15 protein-coding genes, 1 pseudogene and 2 other annotated features are annotated in these 22,346 nt (G+C 32.4%); of the genes and pseudogenes, 10 read left to right on the top strand and 6 right to left on the bottom strand.

The window, feature by feature from the left end; genetic code table 11:
• From ACJDU8_RS07555 to ilvB, 6 genes and pseudogenes are all read left to right on the top strand, one after another.
• A pseudogene (locus ACJDU8_RS07555) lies at positions 1-453 on the top strand (acetaldehyde dehydrogenase); the annotation flags it as partial.
• Positions 454-560: 107 nt separating this feature from the next.
• The gene (locus ACJDU8_RS07560) at positions 561-1,868 is read left to right on the top strand and encodes a 1-propanol dehydrogenase PduQ (protein ID WP_406791544.1); all 1,308 of its coding nucleotides are present in this window, start codon (positions 561-563) and stop codon (positions 1,866-1,868) included.
• Positions 1,869-1,973: 105 nt separating this feature from the next.
• Positions 1,974-3,188, top strand: coding sequence for a 1-propanol dehydrogenase PduQ (locus ACJDU8_RS07565; RefSeq protein ID WP_406791545.1), 1,215 nt, complete (start codon positions 1,974-1,976; stop codon positions 3,186-3,188).
• A gap of 523 nt (positions 3,189-3,711) precedes the next feature.
• Positions 3,712-5,118 (top strand): branched-chain amino acid transporter BcaP, encoded by a 1,407-nt coding sequence (gene bcaP, locus ACJDU8_RS07570; RefSeq protein WP_406791546.1) that lies wholly within the window; start codon positions 3,712-3,714, stop codon positions 5,116-5,118.
• Positions 5,119-5,411: 293 nt separating this feature from the next.
• Positions 5,412-5,612 (top strand) — a binding site (T-box leader).
• Between the two features lie 190 nt (positions 5,613-5,802).
• Positions 5,803-6,804: a ketol-acid reductoisomerase gene (gene ilvC, locus ACJDU8_RS07575; RefSeq protein WP_406791547.1), complete on the top strand. Its 1,002-nt coding sequence runs from the start codon at positions 5,803-5,805 to the stop codon at positions 6,802-6,804.
• Between the two features lie 44 nt (positions 6,805-6,848).
• Positions 6,849-8,513 carry a biosynthetic-type acetolactate synthase large subunit gene (gene ilvB, locus ACJDU8_RS07580; RefSeq protein ID WP_406791548.1) on the top strand — a complete coding sequence of 555 codons (1,665 nt, stop codon included), beginning with the start codon at positions 6,849-6,851 and terminating at the stop codon, positions 8,511-8,513.
• A gap of 39 nt (positions 8,514-8,552) precedes the next feature.
• Here the strand turns inward: ilvB and ACJDU8_RS07585 are convergent, their stop codons facing one another.
• A complete protein-coding gene (locus ACJDU8_RS07585; RefSeq protein ID WP_406791549.1) occupies positions 8,553-8,990 on the bottom strand; it encodes a hypothetical protein in 438 nt (145 codons plus the stop codon).
• A gap of 177 nt (positions 8,991-9,167) precedes the next feature.
• On the opposite strand from ACJDU8_RS07585, the gene nifS reads away from it, so the two are divergent.
• The 4 genes from nifS to ACJDU8_RS07605 all read left to right on the top strand — a co-directional run bounded on the left by nifS (position 9,168) and on the right by ACJDU8_RS07605 (position 15,466).
• A complete protein-coding gene (gene nifS / locus ACJDU8_RS07590) occupies positions 9,168-10,337 on the top strand; it encodes a cysteine desulfurase NifS (RefSeq protein WP_406791550.1) in 1,170 nt (389 codons plus the stop codon).
• Positions 10,338-10,356: 19 nt separating this feature from the next.
• Positions 10,357-11,427 carry a tRNA 2-thiouridine(34) synthase MnmA gene (gene mnmA, locus ACJDU8_RS07595; protein WP_406791551.1) on the top strand — a complete coding sequence of 357 codons (1,071 nt, stop codon included), beginning with the start codon at positions 10,357-10,359 and terminating at the stop codon, positions 11,425-11,427.
• A 95-nt stretch (positions 11,428-11,522) separates the two neighbouring features.
• Positions 11,523-11,722 (top strand) — a binding site (T-box leader).
• A gap of 75 nt (positions 11,723-11,797) precedes the next feature.
• Positions 11,798-12,799, top strand: coding sequence for a ketol-acid reductoisomerase (gene ilvC, locus ACJDU8_RS07600; RefSeq protein WP_406791552.1), 1,002 nt, complete (start codon positions 11,798-11,800; stop codon positions 12,797-12,799).
• 249 nt (positions 12,800-13,048) lie between these two features.
• On the top strand, positions 13,049-15,466 hold the full coding sequence (locus ACJDU8_RS07605) for a VIT and vWA domain-containing protein (protein WP_406791553.1): 2,418 nt from the start codon (positions 13,049-13,051) through the stop codon (positions 15,464-15,466).
• Between the two features lie 54 nt (positions 15,467-15,520).
• Here ACJDU8_RS07605 and ACJDU8_RS07610 read toward each other — a convergent pair whose 3' ends face one another.
• The 5 genes from ACJDU8_RS07610 to ACJDU8_RS07630 form a co-directional block, all read right to left on the bottom strand.
• On the bottom strand, positions 15,521-15,988 hold the full coding sequence (locus ACJDU8_RS07610) for a hypothetical protein (protein ID WP_406791554.1): 468 nt from the start codon (positions 15,986-15,988) through the stop codon (positions 15,521-15,523).
• Between the two features lie 128 nt (positions 15,989-16,116).
• Positions 16,117-17,424: an efflux RND transporter periplasmic adaptor subunit gene (locus tag ACJDU8_RS07615; RefSeq protein ID WP_406791555.1), complete on the bottom strand. Its 1,308-nt coding sequence runs from the start codon at positions 17,422-17,424 to the stop codon at positions 16,117-16,119.
• Between the two features lie 2 nt (positions 17,425-17,426).
• Positions 17,427-20,561, bottom strand: a complete 3,135-nt coding sequence (locus ACJDU8_RS07620; protein WP_406791556.1) for an efflux RND transporter permease subunit — start codon at positions 20,559-20,561, stop codon at positions 17,427-17,429.
• Between the two features lie 25 nt (positions 20,562-20,586).
• Complete coding sequence (locus tag ACJDU8_RS07625) at positions 20,587-21,048, bottom strand: MarR family transcriptional regulator (RefSeq protein WP_406791557.1); 462 nt, start codon at positions 21,046-21,048, stop codon at positions 20,587-20,589.
• 285 nt (positions 21,049-21,333) lie between these two features.
• Entirely contained in the window at positions 21,334-22,332 is a 999-nt protein-coding gene (locus ACJDU8_RS07630) for a 3D domain-containing protein (protein ID WP_406791558.1), read from the bottom strand.
• Positions 22,333-22,346: the final 14 nt, after the last annotated feature.

The raw sequence follows: 22,346 nt of genomic DNA on the forward strand, positions 1-22,346 counted from the left end.
AAATTAGCTCCAGTACTTGCATTCTATACAGTAGAAGACTGGCATGAAGCATGTGAAAAATCTCTTGCTCTTCTTAAAAACCAAGGAAAGGGACATACATTAATAATTCACTCAACTAACGAAGAGATCATAAGAGAATTTGCATTAAAGAAACCAGTATCAAGAATACTTGTAAATTCACCAGGATCACTTGGAGGTATAGGCGGAACTACAAATCTTATACCATCACTTACATTAGGTTGCGGAGCAGTAGGTGGAAGTGCAACTTCAGATAACGTAGGACCAGAAAACTTATACAATATAAGAAAAGTAGCTTATGGAACTATAACAGTAGATGACGTAAGAGCAACATTTGGAGTAGGAGCAGCTTCATCAAGTGCACCAGCAGAACCAGAAGATAATGAAGATGTACAGGCTATAGTAAAAGCTATAATGGCTAAATTAAATCTTTAATATATAAGAAATATTATGGGGTTATAGATAAGAAAGTACTAGCACGGCACGGCTGAATAGAAAAATAAATAAAATATAACTGAATAGTTAGGAAAGAGGGGTTTTTAATGAGTACATTTAGCATTAAACCTACTGTATGCTTTGATGAAGGTTCAGTAGAATATCTTAATAATTTAAAAGAACAAAATGAGGGACTTATCATATGTTGTGATTCAGGTTCCATAGATTACCTTAATAATTTGGCAGGAAAAAAAGCTCTTATAGTAACAGATCCTTTCATGGTTAAATCAGGAGCTGTAAATAAGATAACAGATATATTCAAGAGAATTAATGTAGAATATGAAATATTTGCGGAAATAGTTCCAGATCCACCAGTTAGTATAGTTGCAGACGGAGTAGGACGTATGATGGCTTTCAGGCCAGATGCTTTAATAGCACTAGGCGGAGGTTCTTCAATTGACGCAACAAAGAGTATAATGGCATTTTGTTTAAAGATATTAAAGAACAAAGGCGATACTTCAGGATATGCAAAACCATTATTTATAGCAGTACCAACTACAAGTGGTACAGGTTCAGAAGTTACAGCTTTCTCAATAATTACAACAGGAGTGAAAAAAGTAGCTTTAATTGACCAAGCATTAATACCAGATGTAGCAATATTAGATGCAGACTTTGTTAAGACAGTACCTAGCAGAATAACAGCAGATACTGCAATAGACGTTATAACTCATGGAGTAGAAGCTTATGTTTCAACTATTGCTTCAGACTTCACTGATGCATTTGCAGAAAAAGCTATAAAGACAGTATTCCAGTATTTATTAAAAGCATATGCAAATGGCGGAGACATGGAAGCAAGAGAAAAATTGCACAATGCATCCTGTATGGCAGGTATGGCATTTACAAATGCAGGACTTGGAATTAACCACAGTTTGGCTCACATACTAGGGGCAACTTTCCATGTACCACATGGTAGAGCAAACGCAATAGTTATGCCTTATGTTATAAAATATAATGCAAACTTAGAAAGTGGAGTAGAAACAAGAGCAGCAAAAAGATATAGAGAAGTAGCAGAATTTTTGGGATTACCTGCTTCAACAGTAAAAGAAGGAGTAACAAGTCTTATAAATGCAGTAAATGAACTTAAGAAAGAAACTAATACTCCTATGAACATAAGTGAAGCTGGAGTAAGTAGAGAAGATTTCTTGGCTAAGGTAGATTTTATGGGAGGAATTGCTCTTCAAGACAGATGTACACCTAACAATCCAAGAGTTCCTACTAAGGAAGACTTAGTTGCAGTATTTAAGGAAGCTTATGGTGAAGTAGGAGCAACTTCATCAAGTGCACCAGTAGAACCAGAAGATAATGAAGATGTACAGGCTATAGTAAAGGCTATAATGTCTAAATTAAATCTTTAATATATAAGAATATATTAATGTTATAGATAAAAAAGTACTGGCACGGAAGGGCTGGATAGAAAAGTAAATAAAAATATAACTAAATGTTAGGAAAGAAGGGTTTTTATGAGTACATTTAGCATTAAACCTACTGTATTCTTTGATGAAGGTTCAGTAGAATACCTTAATAATTTAAAAGAACAAAATGAGGGACTTATCATATGTCAGAATGAAGGTTCCATAGATTATTTAAATAATTTGGCTGGAAAAAAAGCTCTTATAGTAACAGATCCTTTTATGGTTAAATCAGGAGCTGTAAATAAGATAACAGATATATTCACAAGAATTAATGTAGAATATGAAATATTTGCAGAAATAGTTCCAGATCCACCAGTTAGTATAGTTGCAGACGGAGTAGGCCGTATGATAGCTTTCAAACCGGATGCTTTAATAGCATTAGGCGGAGGTTCCTCCATTGATGCAACAAAGAGTATAATGGCTTTTTGTTTAAAAATATTGAAGAGCAAAGGCGATGCTTCAGGATATACAAAACCATTATTTATAGCAATTCCAACTACAAGTGGTACAGGCTCAGAAGTTACAGCTTTCTCAATAATCACAACAGGAGTGAAAAAAGTAGCTTTAATTGATCAGGCATTAATACCAGATGTAGCAATATTAGATGCAGATTTTGTTAAGACAGTACCTAGCAGAATAACAGCAGATACTGCAATAGACGTTATAACTCACGGAGTAGAAGCTTATGTTTCAACTATTGCTTCAGACTTCACTGATGCATTTGCAGAAAAAGCTATAAAGACAGTATTCCAGTATTTATTAAAAGCATATGCGGATGGCGGAGACATGGAAGCAAGAGAAAAATTGCACAATGCATCCTGTATGGCAGGTATGGCATTTACAAATGCAGGACTTGGAATTAACCATAGTTTGGCTCACATACTAGGGGCAACTTTCCATGTACCACATGGTAGAGCAAACGCTATAGTTATGCCTTATGTTATAAAATATAATGCAAACTTAGAAAGTGGAATAGAAACAAGAGCAGCAAAAAGATACAGAGAAGTAGCTGAATTTTTAGGATTACCTGCATCTACAGTAAAAGAAGGAGTAACAAGTCTTATATGTGCAGTAAATGTACTTAAAAAAGAAACTAATACTCCTATGAACATAAGTGAAGCTGGAGTAAGCAGAGAAGACTTTATGGCTAAGGTAGACTTTATGGGAGAAATTGCACTTGCAGACAGATGTACACCTAATAATCCAAGAGTTCCTACTAAGGAAGACTTAATTGCAGTATTTAAAGAAGCTTACGGTGGCTAAAATATAAAACTTTTATTTTAAAGGATCTTGATGAGTAAAGTTTTTGTATAAATGTAAAAGGCAAAATTGAATGGCATTTAATTAATGAATAAATGACCGTGCTAAATTTCGCAAAAAGTTTAGCATGGTCTTTATGCTATCATTATATTAGATGTAATGAAATGTTCCATATATCTTAATATAGTGAATATTTTTAAAATTAATAATATTATATTTTTTGTGTTAAGAATAAATATATATGAATAAATTATTTTATACTTATTATGATTTTTGTAATCTTTATATATTAAATATTTCTTTTATATCAAAATTAAAGTAAATAATTACAATTATGTAAATTTGACAATTCTTTAAGAAATTAAAATATGAAGTTTATATAGTGATAAAAATATTAAAAAAGATAATAAAATTTCTTAAAATCATATTGAATTGTATGAAAAATGGTGGTATTATAATTAGGGTATTCATTATGTAAAAGTAATATTACTTTATATTTATTTTAATGTTAAGGAGGCAATGATGTATGAAAAATATTTTTAGGACAAAACCTATTGAAAGTCTTTTGACAGAGGCTTCAGGTAAAGAGTCCTTACAAAAAGTATTGGGTTCATTTGAGCTTACCATGTTAGGTATTGGAGCAATTATAGGTACAGGTATATTTGTGTTAACTGGATTGGCAGCAGCCAATTATTCTGGTCCTGCACTTGTAATTTCTTTTATACTAGCAGGTATTGCTTGTGGTTTTGCAGCGTTATGTTATGCAGAAATTGCAGCTATGGTTCCTGTAGCTGGAAGTGCATATACTTATGGTTATGCTGCATTAGGAGAATTCTGGGCTTGGATTATAGGCTGGGATTTAATTCTTGAATATGCTTTTGCTGTTGGTACAGTGGCAATTGGGTGGAGCGGGTATTTTACCAATATTCTTCTAGATTTAGGTATACAGCTTCCAAAAGCTATTACAAAAGCACCTTTTGAAGGTGGAGTAATAAATTTACCGGCAGTGTTAATACTTGTAGTTATAACAGCTATACTTGTAATCGGTGTAAAACAAAGCGCTACAACTAATAATGTAATAGTTGGAATTAAATTGGCGGTAGTACTTTTGTTCATAATCCTGGGAGTAGGTCATGTGAAACCTGCAAACTGGCATCCATTTATGCCTTATGGCTGGAAAGGTGTTTTTTCGGGTGCATCCATAATATTCTTTGCTTACATAGGATTTGATGCTGTTTCTACTGCTGCAGAGGAAGTTAAAAATCCTCAAAAGGATTTACCAAGAGGTATTATAGCTTCATTAATTATTTGTACGGTATTATATATTGTAGTATCAGCTATTTTAACAGGTATGGTTCCATATTTGAAATTTAAAGAAACAGCAGCTCCGGTAGCTTTTGCACTTCAACAGGTAGGAATAAATTGGGGTTCTGCTTTAGTATCAGTAGGTGCAATTTGTGGTTTAACTTCAGTTTTACTTGTTATGTTGTTTGGGCAGACTCGTGTATTATTTGCAATGTCAAGAGATGGACTTCTTCCAAAGGTATTTGGGCATGTTGATGAAAGATTCCATACACCTGTAAGAAGTACGCTGCTTGTTGGTATTATAACTATGATTATAGCTGGATTTACTCCAATTGCAGTAGTTTCAGAACTTACTAATATAGGTACATTAGCAGCATTTGTTATAGTATCTGCTTCAGTTATAGTTTTAAGAAAGAAGGAACCAGACAGGCCAAGAGCATTTAAAGTTCCGTTTTCTCCTGTTACGCCTATTCTTTCTATTGCAGCTTGTCTCTTTTTAATATATAATCTTCAACATGTAACTTTATTGAGATTTTTAGTATGGCTTGTTATTGGTCTAGTACTTTATTTTGCATATGGATATAAAAATAGTACTATTGAAGATTCCAATAGTGGAGATGCTGTTTAGTTAAATAATTCAGCAATATTAATATTTAATATAATAAAAAAATAGGTATGATATTCATATACCTATTTTTTTATATGCAATTTTATACATGAAATTGCATATATTAAATATATGATATATTTTTAAATTTTCAATATATTGTAAAAAATGAGTGAATAAAAAATTTTTAATTCTAAAATTTAAAAAAAGTATTGACATTTGAAACGTAAGGTATTATTATCGTCACATATACTAAATATTAATTAACTTTGTTCAAATAGAAATTTCTATAATTATTTTAGTTAATTTAAAATATAAAAACTGTGATAGGGAAGAGTAGATAGTGAAAGATTTTAAAGAGAGTGGGATTAGGTGAAAGCTCACAAATTGGATACTATTGAAAATCACCCTGGAGTTGTTAAACTGAACTTACAGTAAGTTTTGCCGGCAAAGCCGTTAATGAGATTAAGTAAAAAATTTGGGTGGTACCGCGGATCAAACTTCTCGCCCCATAGGGGGAAGAGTGTTTGGTCCTTTTTATATGCATATTTTTAAGGTAGAGTTTATTAGTAAAATATATATTTTGTAAGTTATATGCAAGACTTAATAATTTTTGTATATTTTATTTTGAATTTTTCATAATAAGTGAGTCTAATGAAAATGCGTTTAATGTATAAAAGATAATACTATTTGGGAGGAAATGTAATGGGAAGTTTAAAAATTTATTATGATGAAGATGCAAATTTAGATTTATTGAGAGACAAAACAGTGGCAGTTTTGGGTTATGGAAGCCAAGGGCATGCTCATGCACAAAATTTGAAAGACAGTGGAATTAATGTGGTAATCGGTCTGTATAAAGGCAGTAAATCATGGAAAAAGGCTGAACAAAATGGCTTTGAAGTAATGGAAGCTGCAGATGCTGTTAAAAAAGCTGATTTTATTATGACCCTTATTCCAGATGAAAAACAAAAGCAGCTTTATATTGACAGTGTGAAGGATAATTTAACAGAGGGAAAAGTGCTTATGTTTGCCCATGGATTTAATATACATTTCAATCAGATAGCACCACCGAAAAATGTGGACGTGATTATGGTTGCACCTAAAGGTCCTGGACACATTGTAAGGAGAGAATATGCTGAAGGAAAAGGGGTTCCTTGCCTGTATGCAGTATATCAGGACTATAGTGGAAAAGCTAAGGACTATGCACTGGCTTATGCCAGAGGAATTGGCGGCACAAGGGGAGGAGTACTTGAAACTACATTTAAAGATGAGACAGAAACAGATTTATTTGGAGAACAGGTAGTACTTTGTGGAGGAGTATCTGAGCTTATAAAAGCAGGATTTGAAACTTTGGTTGAGGCAGGATACGCTCCTGAAAATGCATATTTTGAGTGCATGCATGAAATGAAGTTAATTGTTGATTTAATGAATGAAGGTGGATTAAGCTATATGAGATACTCTATAAGCGATACTGCTGAATATGGAGATTACAGTATAGGCAAGAGAATAATAACTGATGATACAAGAAGAGAAATGAAAAAAGTATTGACTGAAATTCAAGACGGTACTTTTGCTAAAAACTGGATACTTGAAAATCAGACAGGAAGACCTTCATTTGTTGCAAAGAGGAAAAAAGAGCAGAATCATCCTATTGAAGTAGTAGGAAAGAAACTTAGGGCCATGATGTCCTGGATAAATAGTAAATAATTATAAATTTAGAAGAGATATATAAATTAAAGGGGGATATTATTATGAAGATGAAAGGAGCAGAAGTATTATTAAAATGTATGATAGAACAAGGTGTGGATACCATATTTGGCTATCCAGGAGGAACCGTAATACCTATCTATGATGCATTGTATAGTACAAAAGAAATAAAGCATATATTGACTGCCCATGAGCAAGGGGCTACTCATGCAGCAGATGGATATGCAAGATCAACGGGAAAAGTTGGGGTAGCAATTGTAACTTCAGGTCCGGGAACAACTAATACAATAACAGGAATTGCTACAGCCTACGCAGATTCCATTCCTATAGTAGTGTTTACAGGGCAAGTACCTTTAAATCTTTTAGGAAAGAATTCTTTTCAGGAAGTAAATACTAAAAGTATTACAGATTCTATAACTAAGAAAAATTATATTGTAGACAAACCAGAGAATTTACCTAATATAGTAAGAGAAGCTTTTAAGGTAGCGGCTAGCGGAAGACCTGGTCCTGTAGTTGTAGATATACCTAAAGATATGCAGACAGCAGACATTGATTATGAGCCGCAGGAAAACAGCTCATGTGGGGACTTAAGTTCAAAGGAAACGTCCTATGAAAATGATTTAGATAAAGTAGTAGATATGATAAATAATAGTGAAAGACCTGTAGTATATTGTGGAGGGGGAGTAGTTATATCTGGAGCACAAGAGGAACTTATGGAATTTATTCAAAAGATAGATTCACCGGTTACCTGTTCTCTCATGGGACTAGGTGCTTTTCCAGGAGATAATGAATACTATATGGGTATGGTGGGAATGCATGGTACTCCATGTTCCAATCTTGCGGTAAGTAATTCCGATTTACTTATGGCTGTAGGAGCCCGTTTTAGTGATAGAGTTACAAGTAAAGTATCTTCTTTTGCACCAAATGCAAAAATCATTCACATAGATATAGATCCAAAAGAGTTTGGAAAGATTGTAAATGTGGATATGCCAGTAACAGGGGATATTAAGGATATACTTCAAAAGCTAAATAAAAAGTTGAATAAATCAGAGCGTACTGGCTGGATGGATAGAATAAAACAGTGGAAGGAGAAAGAAAAAGATCCTTTTAAAGATAAATGTGAATTAAGTCCTAAGTTTATAATGGAAACACTTTATAAGATTACTAATGGAGATTGTATAGTAACTACAGAAGTAGGACAGCACCAGATGTGGGCTGCACAGTATTTTAAATATTTAAAACCGAGAACTTTTGTATCTTCAGGGGGACTTGGAACTATGGGATACGGGCTTGGTGCTTCTATAGGTGCTATTATGGGCAATCCAGGCAAGAAAGTAATAAATGTAGCAGGAGACGGAAGCTTTAAAATGAATTCCACTGAGTTAGTTACTATATCCAGGTATAGGTTACCAATAGTTCAGTTGCTTTTAAATAATCATGCTTTAGGGATGGTTCACCAGTGGCAGGATATGTTCTATGATAGAAGATTTTCACACACAGAATTTGGTCCTGAGGTAGACTTTATGAAGTTGGGAGCAGCTTATGGAATAAAGACATTTAAAATAAAATCCAATAGTGAAGTAGAGGAATGTTTAAAGGAAGCTTTAAGTTTAAATGAACCCGTTATTATAGAATGTGTTGTTGACACCAAGGTAAAGGTACATCCTATGGTTCCACCAGGTGCAGCTATATCAGAGTTTATAGAGTAAAACAAGGCCAAAGGCCTTGTTTTTATTTCTATCACTTAGTTATTCAAGTAATTCTTTTACATCCTTATAAACTAGAATATTAGATATACCTGCATAGTATCGTATTATTCCATCAATTACGGTTATGGGTGGATTGAATCCTCTATGTATAACATGGCTCACTTTAACACCTTCCTCATCTAATAAATCTGTTTTTGCTAGGTCTATAAAGTTAATATCTATGTTTCTTGATACATCACTTGCACTGAGAAATTTTTTTAAGTTTTCATATAACTGGTCCGTTTTTATAAAGTCCGTATTATTGTCAGCATTTGACGAAGGAGTACAGGAGCCGCAGTTGTTTTTGCACCTTGAACAACTATTACAATTTGTTTTGCTTTTGTCAGTATTAGACCTATGTTTATTGCTGCAGCAGTGAGTTACAGGTAGAGCAGTATTCTTATTTCCATATATATTAATTTTAATTTTCAAATCCATGTAATTTAAATTCCTTTCCTTATAATAACAATTATAATATCATAAAGGAATGATTTTATGCAATAAAATTAAGTCGAAAATACCTTGTGTTGACAAAAATTATATTTAAAAATAAAATTATTATAATCAAGTTTAGAATTAGGTATCTGAAGATGCCTATATAGGAGTGATGTAATAATGAGTAGAGAAATTTATATGGACTATGCAGCTACAACTTTTGTAAAACCACAAGTTACAGAGGAAATGAAATTATATTTTAGTGAGTATTTTGGTAATCCTTCTTCCGTTTATCATATATCTAGGAATACAAAAATGGCTATAACTAGAGCTAGGGAAAAAATAGCAGCCGCCATAAATGCAAATAGGGATGAAATATTTTTCACAAGTGGAGGTTCAGAGGCGGATAATTGGGCCATAAAAGGAGTAGCATTTGCAAATGAAGAAAAAGGCAAACGTATAATAACTACCGGTATTGAGCATCATGCAGTAATAAATACCTGTAAGTACATGGAAAAACAAGGCTTTCAGGTTACCTACCTTCCTGTAGATAAATTTGGAATAGTGAATATGCAAAAGCTTAAAGAATCTATAAAGGAAGACACTCTGCTTGTATCTATAATGTTTGCCAATAATGAAATAGGTACCATAGAGCCTATAAAAGAAATAGGGGCTTTATGTAAAAAGAGAGGAGTTTTATTACATACAGATGCAGTTCAAGCAGTAGGCAATGTTTCTATCGATGTTAAAGATATGAATATAGATCTTTTATCCATGTCATCTCATAAATTTTATGGGCCCAAGGGTATAGGCGTTCTGTATATAAAAAAAGGAGTTAAAATAGATAGTTTAATTCATGGAGGTTCTCAAGAAAGAGGTAGACGGGCTGGGACAGAGAATATTGCGGGTATTGTTGGAATGGGAAAAGCACTTGAAATCGCAGTTAAAAATATGAGTAGTGAAAATAAAAGGCTAATTTGTCTTAGGGATAAGCTTATAGATGGACTCTTAAAAATACCTGATACTGTGTTAAACGGACATAAAAGCAATAGACTTCCAGGGAATGTAAATGTAACTTTTCACTCCATAGATGGAGAAATTTTAGTTATGGCCTTAGATAGCAAGGGTATATGTGTATCTGCAGGAAGTGCATGTTCTGCAGGGGCCATGGAGCCATCTCATGTACTTACGGCCATAGGACTTCCTGAGAGTAGGGCAAAAGCTTCAATTCGTCTTACTTTGGGAGCTGGAACTACAGAAGATGAAGTGAATTATGTAATAGATGTTATAGAAGATACAGTATCTACATTAAGGGCGAATAATGCAAAGTGGAATTCTAGAAAATTTTAAATTAGAATAGGTGATAAAAATGACAAAAAAAGTAGTAGTAGGTATGAGCGGCGGAGTAGATAGTTCTGTGGCAGCATATCTTTTAAAAAAACAAGGATATGAAGTTATTGGTGTAACAATGCAGGTTTGGCAGGAGGATGATTATTATGAGGACATGGAAGGCGGATGCTGCTCCTTAAGTGCTGTAGATGATGCTAAAATGGTAGCATATCATTTGGATATCCCCCATTATGTCATGAATTTTAGAGATGTGTTTAAAGCCAATGTAATAGATTATTTTATGTGTGAGTACATGGAGGGAAGAACTCCCAACCCCTGTATAGCCTGTAACAAATATATAAAATTTGATGAGTTGTTAAAAAAGTCAATGGATTTGGGAGCAGATTATGTAGCTACAGGACATTATGCTACTGTAGAAAAAATTAATGGCAGATATACACTTAAAAAATCAAAAGATCATAAAAAAGATCAAACTTATGCACTGTATAATCTTACACAATTTCAGCTGGCACATATTTTAATGCCCTGTGGAGTTTATAGAAAAGAGGAAATAAGGGAAATAGCAAAAGAAATAGGACTAACGGTCCACTCTAAAAGAGACAGTGAAGAAATATGTTTTATTCCAGATAATGACCATGGAGCTTATATAAAGAGAGCCATGAAAAATAAAGTACAAGAAGGAAACTTTGTAGATAAACAGGGAAATATACTGGGAAAACATCGGGGAATAGTTTACTATACCATAGGTCAGAGAAAGGGACTAGGTATAGCATTTGGGGTGCCTATGTATGTTATAGATATAAAGCCCCATACTAACGAGGTTGTATTAGGAAGTGAAGAGGATATATTTAAAACAGATTTGATTGCAAAGGATGTAAATTTTCTTCCTTTTGAAAAGTTAACTTCACCAATGGAGGTTCAGGCCAAGATAAGATATTCCGCTAAGCCTGCAAGTGCAATAATAAGTGAGATAGATGAAGGAAAGGTGGAAGTGAGGTTTACTGAAAAGCAAAGGGCAATCACAAAGGGACAGTCTGTAGTATTTTATAAAGAAAATATCTTGATTGGAGGAGGAATTATTGACAGTTAATATTATAGATGGTAAAATTAAAAAAAATAAATTTTTCAGTGTTATATTGGAATATTGACATAAAATGAAAAGTGTAGTAAACTGTAAAAATAGTGTTAAAAACTGAGACAGGGATTAAGTAAATGTGGTAAACATTTTAAAGAGAGTGGTTGATGCTGAGAATCCATAAATGTTACATGTTGAAACTCCCCCCTGGAGTTGCAGGCTGAAATAATAGTAAGCTGTGCCGGTAGGAACCGTTATGAAATATGAGTAAGAAATTTGGGTGGTACCGCGACAGACTTTCGCCCCAGGCAGAAGGTCTTTTTTTTATGCTATTTTTTAAGAAATAATAAATTGTCTAGTAAACAATATATAGGAGGAAGTAATAATGGAAAACTTAAAAATTTATTATGATGAAGATGCAAATTTAGATTTATTGAGGGACAAAACAGTGGCAGTTTTGGGTTATGGAAGCCAAGGGCATGCTCATGCACAAAATTTGAAAGACAGTGGAATTAATGTAGTAATTGGTCTATATAAAGGCAGTAAGTCATGGAAAAAGGCTGAACAAAATGGTTTTGAAGTATTGGAAGCTGCAGAGGCTGTGAAGAAAGCCGATTTAGTTATGACCCTGATTCCAGATGAAAAACAAAAAAAGCTTTATATTGACAGTGTGAAGGATAATCTAACAGAGGGAAAAGTGCTTATGTTTGCCCACGGATTTAATATACATTTCAATCAGATAACACCACCTGAAAATGTGGACGTAATTATGGTTGCACCTAAAGGACCTGGACACATTGTGAGAAGACAGTATACTGAAGGAAAAGGAGTTCCTTGCCTATATGCAGTATATCAAGACCGTAGTGGAAAAGCTAAGGACTATGCACTGGCTTATGCTAAAGGAATTGGAGGTACAAGAGGAGGAGTACTTGAAACTACTTTTAAAGATGAGACAGAAACGGATTTATTTGGAGAACAGGTAGTACTTTGTGGAGGAGTTTCTGAACTAATAAAAGCAGGATTTGAAACTTTAGTTGAAGCAGGATATGCTCCAGAGAATGCATATTTTGAGTGTATGCATGAAATGAAACTGATTGTTGATTTAATGAATGAAGGCGGATTAAGCTATATGAGATACTCTATAAGCGATACTGCTGAATATGGAGATTATACTATAGGTAAGAGAATAATAAATGAGGATACAAGAAAAGAAATGAAAAAAGCATTAACTGAAATTCAGGACGGTACTTTTGCGAAAAACTGGATACTTGAAAACGAGACAGGAAGACCTTCATTTATTGCAAAGAGGAAAAAAGAGCAGAATCATCCTATTGAAGTAGTAGGAAAGAAACTTAGGGCCATGATGTCCTGGATAAATAGTAAATAACAACATACTTTAACCTTTAAAGGGCATTCCATAAATCTTCTTGATTTTAACTATTAAGAAAGAAGAATGGAGTGCCTTTTAAATGTGGTTTTTGCAATATATTTGCATATATCTGAAGAAAATTTAAATTTACATATTTATGTAAAAATAAATGAAATTAAATATGGTATAATAAGAAATATCCAAAACATTTTTGACTTGTTATGATTTTCAGATACCTTAAGATAAATTGAAAAGGAGGCGAGTTGTATGTTACCTTATATTAAAACAAATAGGGGAATTGATGATGGAATATTATTAAAAAAAGTAAATATTACAGGTAATTTATGTGCAGGATATGGAGAAATATTTATAAATCAGATTTATCAAAACTGTAGCAATGAAGATATAGAAGGAGTTTATATTTTTCCTATTCCAGTTACAGCTGTAATATCGGGATTCGAGGCAGAAATAGGAGGAAGAACTTTAAAAGCCATAGTGGAAGAAAAAGATAAGGCACTTCAGGTTTATGAGAATGCAAGAATTCGTGGAGATAGTATCTTTTCACTGGAAGAATTTAGCCCTCATTTCTTTAAAATAAGCATAGGTAAAATAATTTCTGGAGAGACGGTGAAGATAAAGCTTTCTTACATAGATGAGCTGGACTATAAAGATAGTACTTTTAAACTTACAATACCGGCAATTTCAGAACCTAAAATAATAAAAAGTAAATCTAAAATTGGAGAACTGAAAAATAATTTAGTTAACAAATTTGGAATAAAAAAAGTTAAGGAAGAAGATTTTGAATTTAAGGTAAATATAATAGTTGAATCATTAAGTAGAGTTGATTTTAGATGCCCTTATCACAAAATAAAAGTGGAGAGGGAAGGAGATACAGTAGCTAAAATAACCTTGGAGGAAGATTATTACTTAATAGATAAAGAGTTTACATTATTTATAACAGAAAGAGAAACCCTAGAAGCAGATGGAATGATATATGAATATAAAGAGAATAATGAGGAAAAAGGAATAGTCTATATAAGAATGATTCCAAAACTTGATCCTTATGAGGAAGAAATTAAGGAAAATTATATATTTTTAATTGATATCTCAGATACTATGAAAGGTGAAAAATTAGAGCAGGCAAAAAATGCACTCCAACTTTGTATAAGAAATCTATCTGAAGGAGATACCTTTGACATAATAGCCATAGGTGTGAAATTAATGGATTTTTCCCAAAATGGTATGATAGAATTTAATGAGAATTCTTTAAGAGAAGCTTCTAAATGGATAGATAATTTAGATATAGAGGAAGATGCAGATATATTTGCAGCGATAAAATATAGCCTGGAAAAAGAAGGAGATGAAAATACAATACTTCTATTTACTGATGATTTAGTAGATGAAGAAGAAAGTATACTTTCCTATGTAAGGGAAAATATAGGAAATAATAGAATATTTACTTTTGGAATAGATTCATCCGCTAATAACTATTTTTTAAATAAATTAGCTCATGAAAGCTATGGAAAAGCAGAATTTATAGATATAGGTGAGAGAATTGAAGATATAGTCTTAAGGCAATTCAATAGAATACAAAATCCTCAAGTTGATGATATAGAAATTGACTGGGGTAAACTTAAGGTTAAAAATTCCTATCCTAGAACTATAGAGTATATGTATGATAGAGAACCTTTTTCGATATTTGCAAATGTACTGGGGGAGGTAGGAGGGCAGATAACCTTAAAAGGGAATGTTGATGGAAAAGAATATATGCAAGAAGTGGATATAGATAATTTTAATACAGAAGAAAATGCTAATTTATTAAAAAAAATATGGACTAGAAAAAGAATGAAATCCTTAGAAATAAACATGAGAGCACAAAGGGGACAGATAAGGGAAAGTATGAGAAAAAAAATAATAGAGCTCTCTAAAGATAATGGACTTATAAGTCGTGAAACAACATTTATATTAATGGAACTGAGGGAAGAGCCAGTACTAGGTATTCAACTTAGAAATATAATTCCTATAAAAGTAAGAGAAAATACTTTAGGTGATAAAATAGATGGGAATACAGCAGCAGGATTTTTATATAGAAGTTTTACATATGAGGATGATATGGAAATAAATCTTAGTGACAATAGATGTTTAGATAAGAAATATCCTAGAGAAAAACTTCTTAGAATAATTGCTAAAAATCAATTTGCAGATGGAGCTTTCGTGGATTATGAAGATAGCAGTATAGAGGATAAAATAGAAACTACAGCTATGGTTATGCTTGCTTTTATTATAGGAAAAGAAAATATAGATATATATACAAATCAGTTAAATAAAGCGGTAAGTTTTATATGTCAAAGTTATAATACAGTAGAGTTTAATGTAAGAGGTGATATTTTAAAGATATCAATTTTAGTATTAAACAAGGTAAAGAAAAAGAAATTGTTAAAAGATAAATATATTACAAGAGTTGATTATACTATAGAAAGATTATGTGAAAACCTCCATGCTAAAGATGAAACTAAATGTATACTTAAAAATTTGATGAATAATTCTTTCAAGAAAAATACAGCTTCATTATTTACATTAAGTGAAGATAAAAAGTATATAAAAGAGGATATAGTTATAGTAAGAGAAGGAAATTCCATATTTAATATGGCAAAATTAGCTGTATTAAAGGGATTAAAAAGCTGAACCATGGAGAAAAGATTTGCTGGCATAGAAAATTATAGTATGCCAGCAGAATTTTTAAATACCACTGTGGGTAAATGCAGTGATTTTATCAATAGGTATATCCACTAGAGCACCTGTATCATTATTGGTGCAATTTAAATTATAGTCATTAGTAGGCAAGGAAAGTTGGTTATTAATATTTAAATCATCACTGTAAGTATTTTCTGATGTATAAATTGGAAGTCCATCTGGTTTAATGGCAAGTCTTATAAAATAATTATTTACTTCTATTAGTGTTCCAATGGAATTGCACTGGCAGAAATCTGCACCGGGTGTAGATATAGTTACTATTTCTCCTATATATCTTTTTAAATTATCTATGAAACTAATAGACTCAATGTGGCTGCATTCTTCAGAGGATTGATCAGATGAGGGGTTTGATTCAATAAGAGAATTGCTGCTGTTATCAATAAGTAAATTTTTTAATGAATCTTGTTCACTATGGCGTCTTCTAGAATGCTTTCTGCGATGGTGTCTGCTCAATATACTCAGCTCCTTACTTTACTTATAATTTATAATATGATGGAAGGTCAATTTGTGACATTAATTTAAAAGAAACAAAGCACATGAATTTTTAAAAAAATTCACGTGCTTTATTATTTAAGTAGAAATCATTTAATAATTTTAACTTTATCACCATCGTTTAAAAAGGTCTGACCTTCAGGTACTATACTGGCTCCTGCATTTATTCTTGAAGATATTATTTCGGTGATTTTATCATTTGAAAGCCCCGTAGTTACAGATATTTTCTTTATTTTATTCTTTTCTACCGCATATAAATAAGAAACTCCATTTTCTACTTTTATGGCTTCATTTGGTACAGTAATTACATTGTTCTTGTTCTCATCAGGTAATGATATTTTAGCGAACATTCCTGATTTTAAATCACCTTCAGAATTATCTATTTTTATTTTAATTAAATATTCTTGGGTTGTACTATTTGTATCAGGACTTATAGTTTCTATAGAACCAGTTACTTTTTTATTGGATAAAGAAGGAATAACTATAGGTACAGACTGACCTGTCTGAATCTTTGAAAGCATGGTTCCAGGTACATCTGTTTCTGCTATAAGTGAACTTGAATCTATTATAGTTATGGATGCTGTTGCAGCTGGAGAAATTTCTCCTGGATGTATGTTTACTGTAGATACAATTCCAGAAATAGGAGAATTAATTATGGTATCGTTAATTTGAGTTTGTATTGATTTAAGTCCAGCTTCTGCCTGGGTTACTTGGGCTTCTGCCTGAGTTACTTGGGCTTTTGCCACTTCAACGGATTCAGGGCCAACTTTTCCCTGAATTAAGCTTAAATTTTGCTGGGCGGAAGACAGGGCAACAGATGCAGTATCTAATTTTGTTTTAGCCGTATCTAGCTCCTGTTGTGAGACAGCTCCTGCAGAGTATAATGAGGCTGTCCTGTCGTAATTAGTTTTTGCATCATTATAGCTTATTTGAGCGCTGTCTACTGCCTGTTGAGCTTGTACGACTTGCTGATCAACTCCTGAACTTTTAGTTTTATCTAAACTAGCATTGGCAGAATTTAAACCAGCATTGGCAGAAGCTATACTTGCCTGTTGTTGTTGAAGTTGAGCCTGCAGAGCATCTGAATCAAGGGTAAATAGTATATCACCACTTTTTACTGTACTACCTACTTGTACATTCAAAGTTTTAACTTTTCCTGATGATTTAGGAGACACTGAAACTTCTTCATTGGCAGTTAGTTTTCCAGAATAATTTACGGTTGTAGATAGAGAAGTAAGTTCTGCTTTTATCACTTTTACATTTTTAATAGAATTTTTAGCTTCTGTCTTTTTATTTTTAATTATATTATGGGCTATACTAAATATAATTAAAACTGCCAGTACAAGTAATATTATTTTCCCTTTATGTTTTTTTAGTTTTAAAATAATATTCTTCATAATCACACCTCCTGAATTTCTGGATGTTTCTTTATTTTTTTAAGTATATAATTTTTAAAATCATCTAATAATGTATACACAATAGGTAATATTATAGGAGTAAGAATGGTAGAAGCTATCATTCCTCCTATAACCACAAGGGCCATACTGGATTTCATTTCACTACCTTCCCCTAGAGACAGGGCAGAGGGAAGCATTCCTACAATCATAGTGGCAGAGGTCATTATAATAGGTCTAAGTCTTCTTTCACCAGATTCAATTAAAGCTTCTTTTAAATTTTTTCCCCGTTTCATAAGTGTATTTGTATAGTCAATTAAAAGAGTACCATTTTTAGAGGCTAATCCGTCAAGCATAATAAGTCCTATTAGAGACATCATGTTTAAAGTTTTACCAGTAATTGCAAGTATCAGAATTGCACCTATTAGTGCACAAGGCAGAGATATCATTCTGATAAATGGTGTTAAAAAGGACTCGTAAAGTACAACTAATATCATATAAACAAGTATTAAGGAAATAATTAATACTTCTATCAGGGAAGTAAAACTAGTTGACATACTTTCCTGATTTCCGCCAAATTTGATCTGATAGCCTTCAGGAACAGAAAGTGATTTCAATTTTTCCGTTATATCTTTACTTACAGTTCCTAATGGTTTTCCTTGAATATTTGCAGAAACAGTAGCTACATCCTGTCTAGCCTGTCTTGATATAGATTTAGGACTATCGGATCTTACTATATTTGCTACTTCGCCTATAGATACAGATTTACCTGATTGATTGATTATTTTTATAGATTCTATATCTGCAGGAGTTTTTACATATTCATCATCAAATTTTACTGTTATATCATAATCATCTCCCTTTGTAGTATACACCCCTCCAGATGAACCCTGAATTGCAGTTCTTAATACTGAAGATAGATCTGATACTGATATACCGTATTGGGTTGCGGCTAACCTGTCTATTTGAATTTTTAATTCACTTTGGCTTACCTTGGTAGAATTATCCACATCTGTAATGCCGGGAATTGCTTTTATTGTATCCTCTACTTTATTAGATATTTCATTTATGGTATCAGAATCATTACCTAATATTTGAATTGATATGGGTTTACTGCTGCCGCTGCTTACATCAGATTCAACTACAGAAAAATCTATTCCAGCCAAAGATGCATTTCCCCAGCTTCGAATCTTTTTAGCTACTTCAGATTGAGATAATTTTCTCTCATTTTTAGGGTAAAGTTCTACATATATACTTGCAGTATTAGAAGTATTAGAATCTATACTGTTGCCGCTGGAGCCCACCATAGCATAATAAGTTTTTATTTCTTTAATTCCATGTAAATAGTTCTCCACTTGTTTAACACCTTTATCCATTTGATTTAAGGTTGCTCCCGAATCAAAAGTCATATTTATATTAAAAGAGCTTTGGTCTGTAACAGGAATAAGTTCTGTTCCTATAGCACCTGCTGGTATTAAGAAAATACTGCCTATTAATGCGGCTATGCCGATAATTAACACTCTTTTTCTATGATCTAATGACCATATAAGAGCTTTCTTATATACTACTGTTACATTATCAAGGGAGTTTGAAAGGGAACTAAATATTTTATGTAATTTTGTATTTTTAATTTTAGTAAATCTGCTGGAAGTTTTTTTATGGTTATTGTCACTTCCTTTAAATACTCTAGATGCCAGCATAGGAGTAATGGTAAAGGAAACAAATAGGGAAAATAATGCTGCAAAAGCTATAGTCAATCCAAATTCTTTAAAGAACTGTCCTGCCATACCTGATATAAAGGCAACAGGAGCAAATACTACCACGTCACAGAGTGTTATGGCAATGGCTGCCAGTCCTATTTCATTACGTCCATCTATGGCCGCCTGGTGCGGATGTTTTTTCATGGCAAGATGCTGTTTTATATTATCAAGTACAACAATGGAATCATCTACAAGTATTCCTACGCAAAGGGATAAACCCATTAAAGACATCATATTTAGTGTAAATCCCATAACATACATCATAAAAAAAGTGGCAATAAGAGAAGTAGGTATGGCTACAAGTACTATTAATGAAGATTTCCAGCTTCTCAAAAATATAAATAGTACCAGAGCAGTAGTTATTATACCTTCTACTAGAGTACGTTTTATCTCAGAAAGAGATGAAGTTATAAATTTGGTACTGTCATATGCAGTTATTAAAGTTACTCCTTTTGGAAGCTGTTTTTTAACTTTTTCAAGTTCTGCATTTATATTATTTACAGTTTCAATTACATTTGCATCACTTTGTTTTTGTATATTTATGCCTATGGTATCTTTACCGTTTATTCTCATATATTCATTTTGGTCAGGATATCCTAAGTTTACGTCAGCTATATCAGATAAACGAACAGTACCTCCAGCTGAAGTAGGTATTGATAAATTTTTTATTTCATCTATATTTTCAAGCTGACTCATAATTCTTACAGTTTCATTTAGGTTTTCTTGTTTTATTTGACCTGCAGGAAAGCTAATATTATCTGATTGTAATTTGGAAACTAAGGTGCTTGTATTTACTCCATAAAATTCTATAGCTGCTTTATCTAGTTTTATCATAAGTTGTTTTTTTTGCGCTCCAAGGAGAGATACATTGCCCACTCCCTCAACCTTTTTAAGTGAATCAGTTATATTATTTGATTCATTATATAATTCGTCACGGGATATGTCTCCAGATACGGATAACATCAAAACAGGCATGGCATTTGTATCCATTTTAAATAGAACAGGCTTGTCTGCGTTTTTAGGAAGTTTAGACTGCGCAGTATCTACAGCTTTTTGTACATCTAAAAAAGCTGTGTTCATATTCACATCGCTTTTAAAGATTATGGTAGTTTGTCCATACCCTTCGTTTGCTGTAGATTGTAAGGTGTCAATACCGCTTATACCAGCTACGGAATCTTCAATAGGTTTTACGATATCTTTCTTTATATCCTCAGCACTGGCACCAGAATATGTAGTGGATATAGAAATTACAGGTATATTCATAGATGGCATAAGATCTGCTCCCAGGTGAGTATACCCAAATACCCCAAGGCCCAGCAAAAATAATATGACCATGGTTATTGCAGCTGGCTTTCGTACAGATAGTTCGGTTAAATTCATTTTTCACCCTCCTTAAATTATAGATTTAATAGTTTTCATTTTTATAGTTTTCAAAAGCATAATTTAGTTTTGAAAAGCTGGAAACTATATTTTTTAAATCATCTTCATTTAAAGTAGAAAGTACTTGCTCTAAAAATTTAAATCTTATTTCATTTAATTCTTCTATAAAATTGTCTCCCTTATCAGTTAGACAAAGCATAACAACTCGTCTATTGGATTCTGGTCGGTATCTGTATATAAATCCGTTATTTACAAACTTATTACTTAAATTTGTAACAGCAGCAGGAGTTATTCCAAGTTCTTTTGCTAATTCACTGACCTTATAGGGACCATGTTCTTTAAGTTGGTATAAAAAAAATAATTGAGCAATAGGAAGGTTCTCTTCATGTATGGAATTATTCATTACGGATTTAGTAAGTAAAAAAAAATCATATAAATTTTTTTTAATGTCTTTAATAACAAGCAATTTATTTTTATTACAATCCATTAAAGCTACCTCCTTCGCGAATCTATTATGCAGCTAAAATATTTAAGCATTAAACATTTTAGCTGCTAAATGCTTCATAAATATAACAATTTATAGACTAAATTATATATTTATAATGAATAAATTTCAAGGATTAGCAACAAACTTTATATAATATTCATATATTAAATTTATATTAAGTTATCATTTGTACAGTGTTAAAGTATAATATAATAATTAAAGTTTAACAATCCATTGCTTTTACCGCATAAAAGAACCTCCATTTAATTATGGAGGTAAAATAATTTAATTAAGTATATATACATTTATGGCTCTTCGTCCCCAGTTCTGTGCTTCTCCCTCTGAAGGAAAGAATACATCTATTCTATTACCTATAATAGCTCCGCCTATGTCTTGTGCAATGGCATATCCGTATCCATCTACATAAACTCTAGAACCCATGGGTATAACTCTAGGATCTACTGCTATGGTACTATAACTATTTGGATTTCTCACAGTTACGGCACCAGATGCTGTAATACCCTGATCACAATAGGCTGTGGCACTTACACTTAATACCTGAGAAAATGAAACTGGCCTTCCACCCCGGGATAGAGTTTGTCCATCTAAATTACTACTGTTATTATAGGCTAGAGAAACTTGACGATATAAAGCGGCAGACTCTATTAACTGCTGTTCTTTTAACTGCTGTTCTTTTTCAGCTGCTTTAGCTAAAAGTTCTTTTTGCTGTTGTATATTATCATTTAGTTTAGATAAAGTTATTTCATTAGTTTTTCTTAAAGTTTGTAATTTGTTGTTTTCATAATTTAAAGCTTGTTTTTGATTTTCTATAGTTTCTTCATCTTTTTTCAGCTTAGCAATAATCCCCTTATCGAATTGCATTACTTTAGTAATTGTATCCATTCGGGAGAGAAAGTCACTGAAGCTTTCTGAGGACAAAAGTACTTCAAGATATGCATCAGTACCATTTATGTACATAGCCTTTATTCTACTTTTGAACAAATTATCTTGAATCTTGGAATTATTTTTTGCATTTTCTAATTTAACCTGAGTTTTTTTTATGTCTCCAGCAATTTTATTCATAGCTTTTTTGTTATCTTCAATATTTTTGATTACTCCATCAATTTGTTCATTTAAACTATTTACCTTTGACTGTAGTTCCTTTTTGTTATTTTGAGTTTGAGTTAGCTCATCTGATGTGGAATTTGGTGCAGCCAAAACACTTCCACAAGTTATTATTACTAATGCTAACGTCATAATAACATACAAGGTTCTTTTATTCAATTTGTTTTCCCCCT

This window comes from Candidatus Clostridium eludens, assembly GCF_045310515.1.
Taxonomy (GTDB): domain Bacteria; phylum Bacillota; class Clostridia; order Clostridiales; family Clostridiaceae; genus Clostridium_B; species Clostridium_B eludens.

What these genes read in the sequence shown, in the direction of transcription:
- ACJDU8_RS07560 (WP_406791544.1), top strand. Translation starts at nt 561, where the DNA reads ATGAGTACATTTAGCATTAAACCTACTGTATGCTTTGATGAAGGTTCA.
- ACJDU8_RS07565 (WP_406791545.1), top strand. Translation starts at nt 1,974, where the DNA reads ATGAGTACATTTAGCATTAAACCTACTGTATTCTTTGATGAAGGTTCA.
- bcaP (WP_406791546.1), top strand. Translation starts at nt 3,712, where the DNA reads ATGAAAAATATTTTTAGGACAAAACCTATTGAAAGTCTTTTGACAGAG.
- ilvC (WP_406791547.1), top strand. Translation starts at nt 5,803, where the DNA reads ATGGGAAGTTTAAAAATTTATTATGATGAAGATGCAAATTTAGATTTA.
- ilvB (WP_406791548.1), top strand. Translation starts at nt 6,849, where the DNA reads ATGAAGATGAAAGGAGCAGAAGTATTATTAAAATGTATGATAGAACAA.
- ACJDU8_RS07585 (WP_406791549.1), bottom strand. Translation starts at nt 8,990, where the DNA reads ATGGATTTGAAAATTAAAATTAATATATATGGAAATAAGAATACTGCT.
- nifS (WP_406791550.1), top strand. Translation starts at nt 9,168, where the DNA reads ATGAGTAGAGAAATTTATATGGACTATGCAGCTACAACTTTTGTAAAA.
- mnmA (WP_406791551.1), top strand. Translation starts at nt 10,357, where the DNA reads ATGACAAAAAAAGTAGTAGTAGGTATGAGCGGCGGAGTAGATAGTTCT.
- ilvC (WP_406791552.1), top strand. Translation starts at nt 11,798, where the DNA reads ATGGAAAACTTAAAAATTTATTATGATGAAGATGCAAATTTAGATTTA.
- ACJDU8_RS07605 (WP_406791553.1), top strand. Translation starts at nt 13,049, where the DNA reads ATGTTACCTTATATTAAAACAAATAGGGGAATTGATGATGGAATATTA.
- ACJDU8_RS07615 (WP_406791555.1), bottom strand. Translation starts at nt 17,424, where the DNA reads ATGAAGAATATTATTTTAAAACTAAAAAAACATAAAGGGAAAATAATA.
- ACJDU8_RS07620 (WP_406791556.1), bottom strand. Translation starts at nt 20,561, where the DNA reads ATGAATTTAACCGAACTATCTGTACGAAAGCCAGCTGCAATAACCATG.
- ACJDU8_RS07625 (WP_406791557.1), bottom strand. Translation starts at nt 21,048, where the DNA reads ATGGATTGTAATAAAAATAAATTGCTTGTTATTAAAGACATTAAAAAA.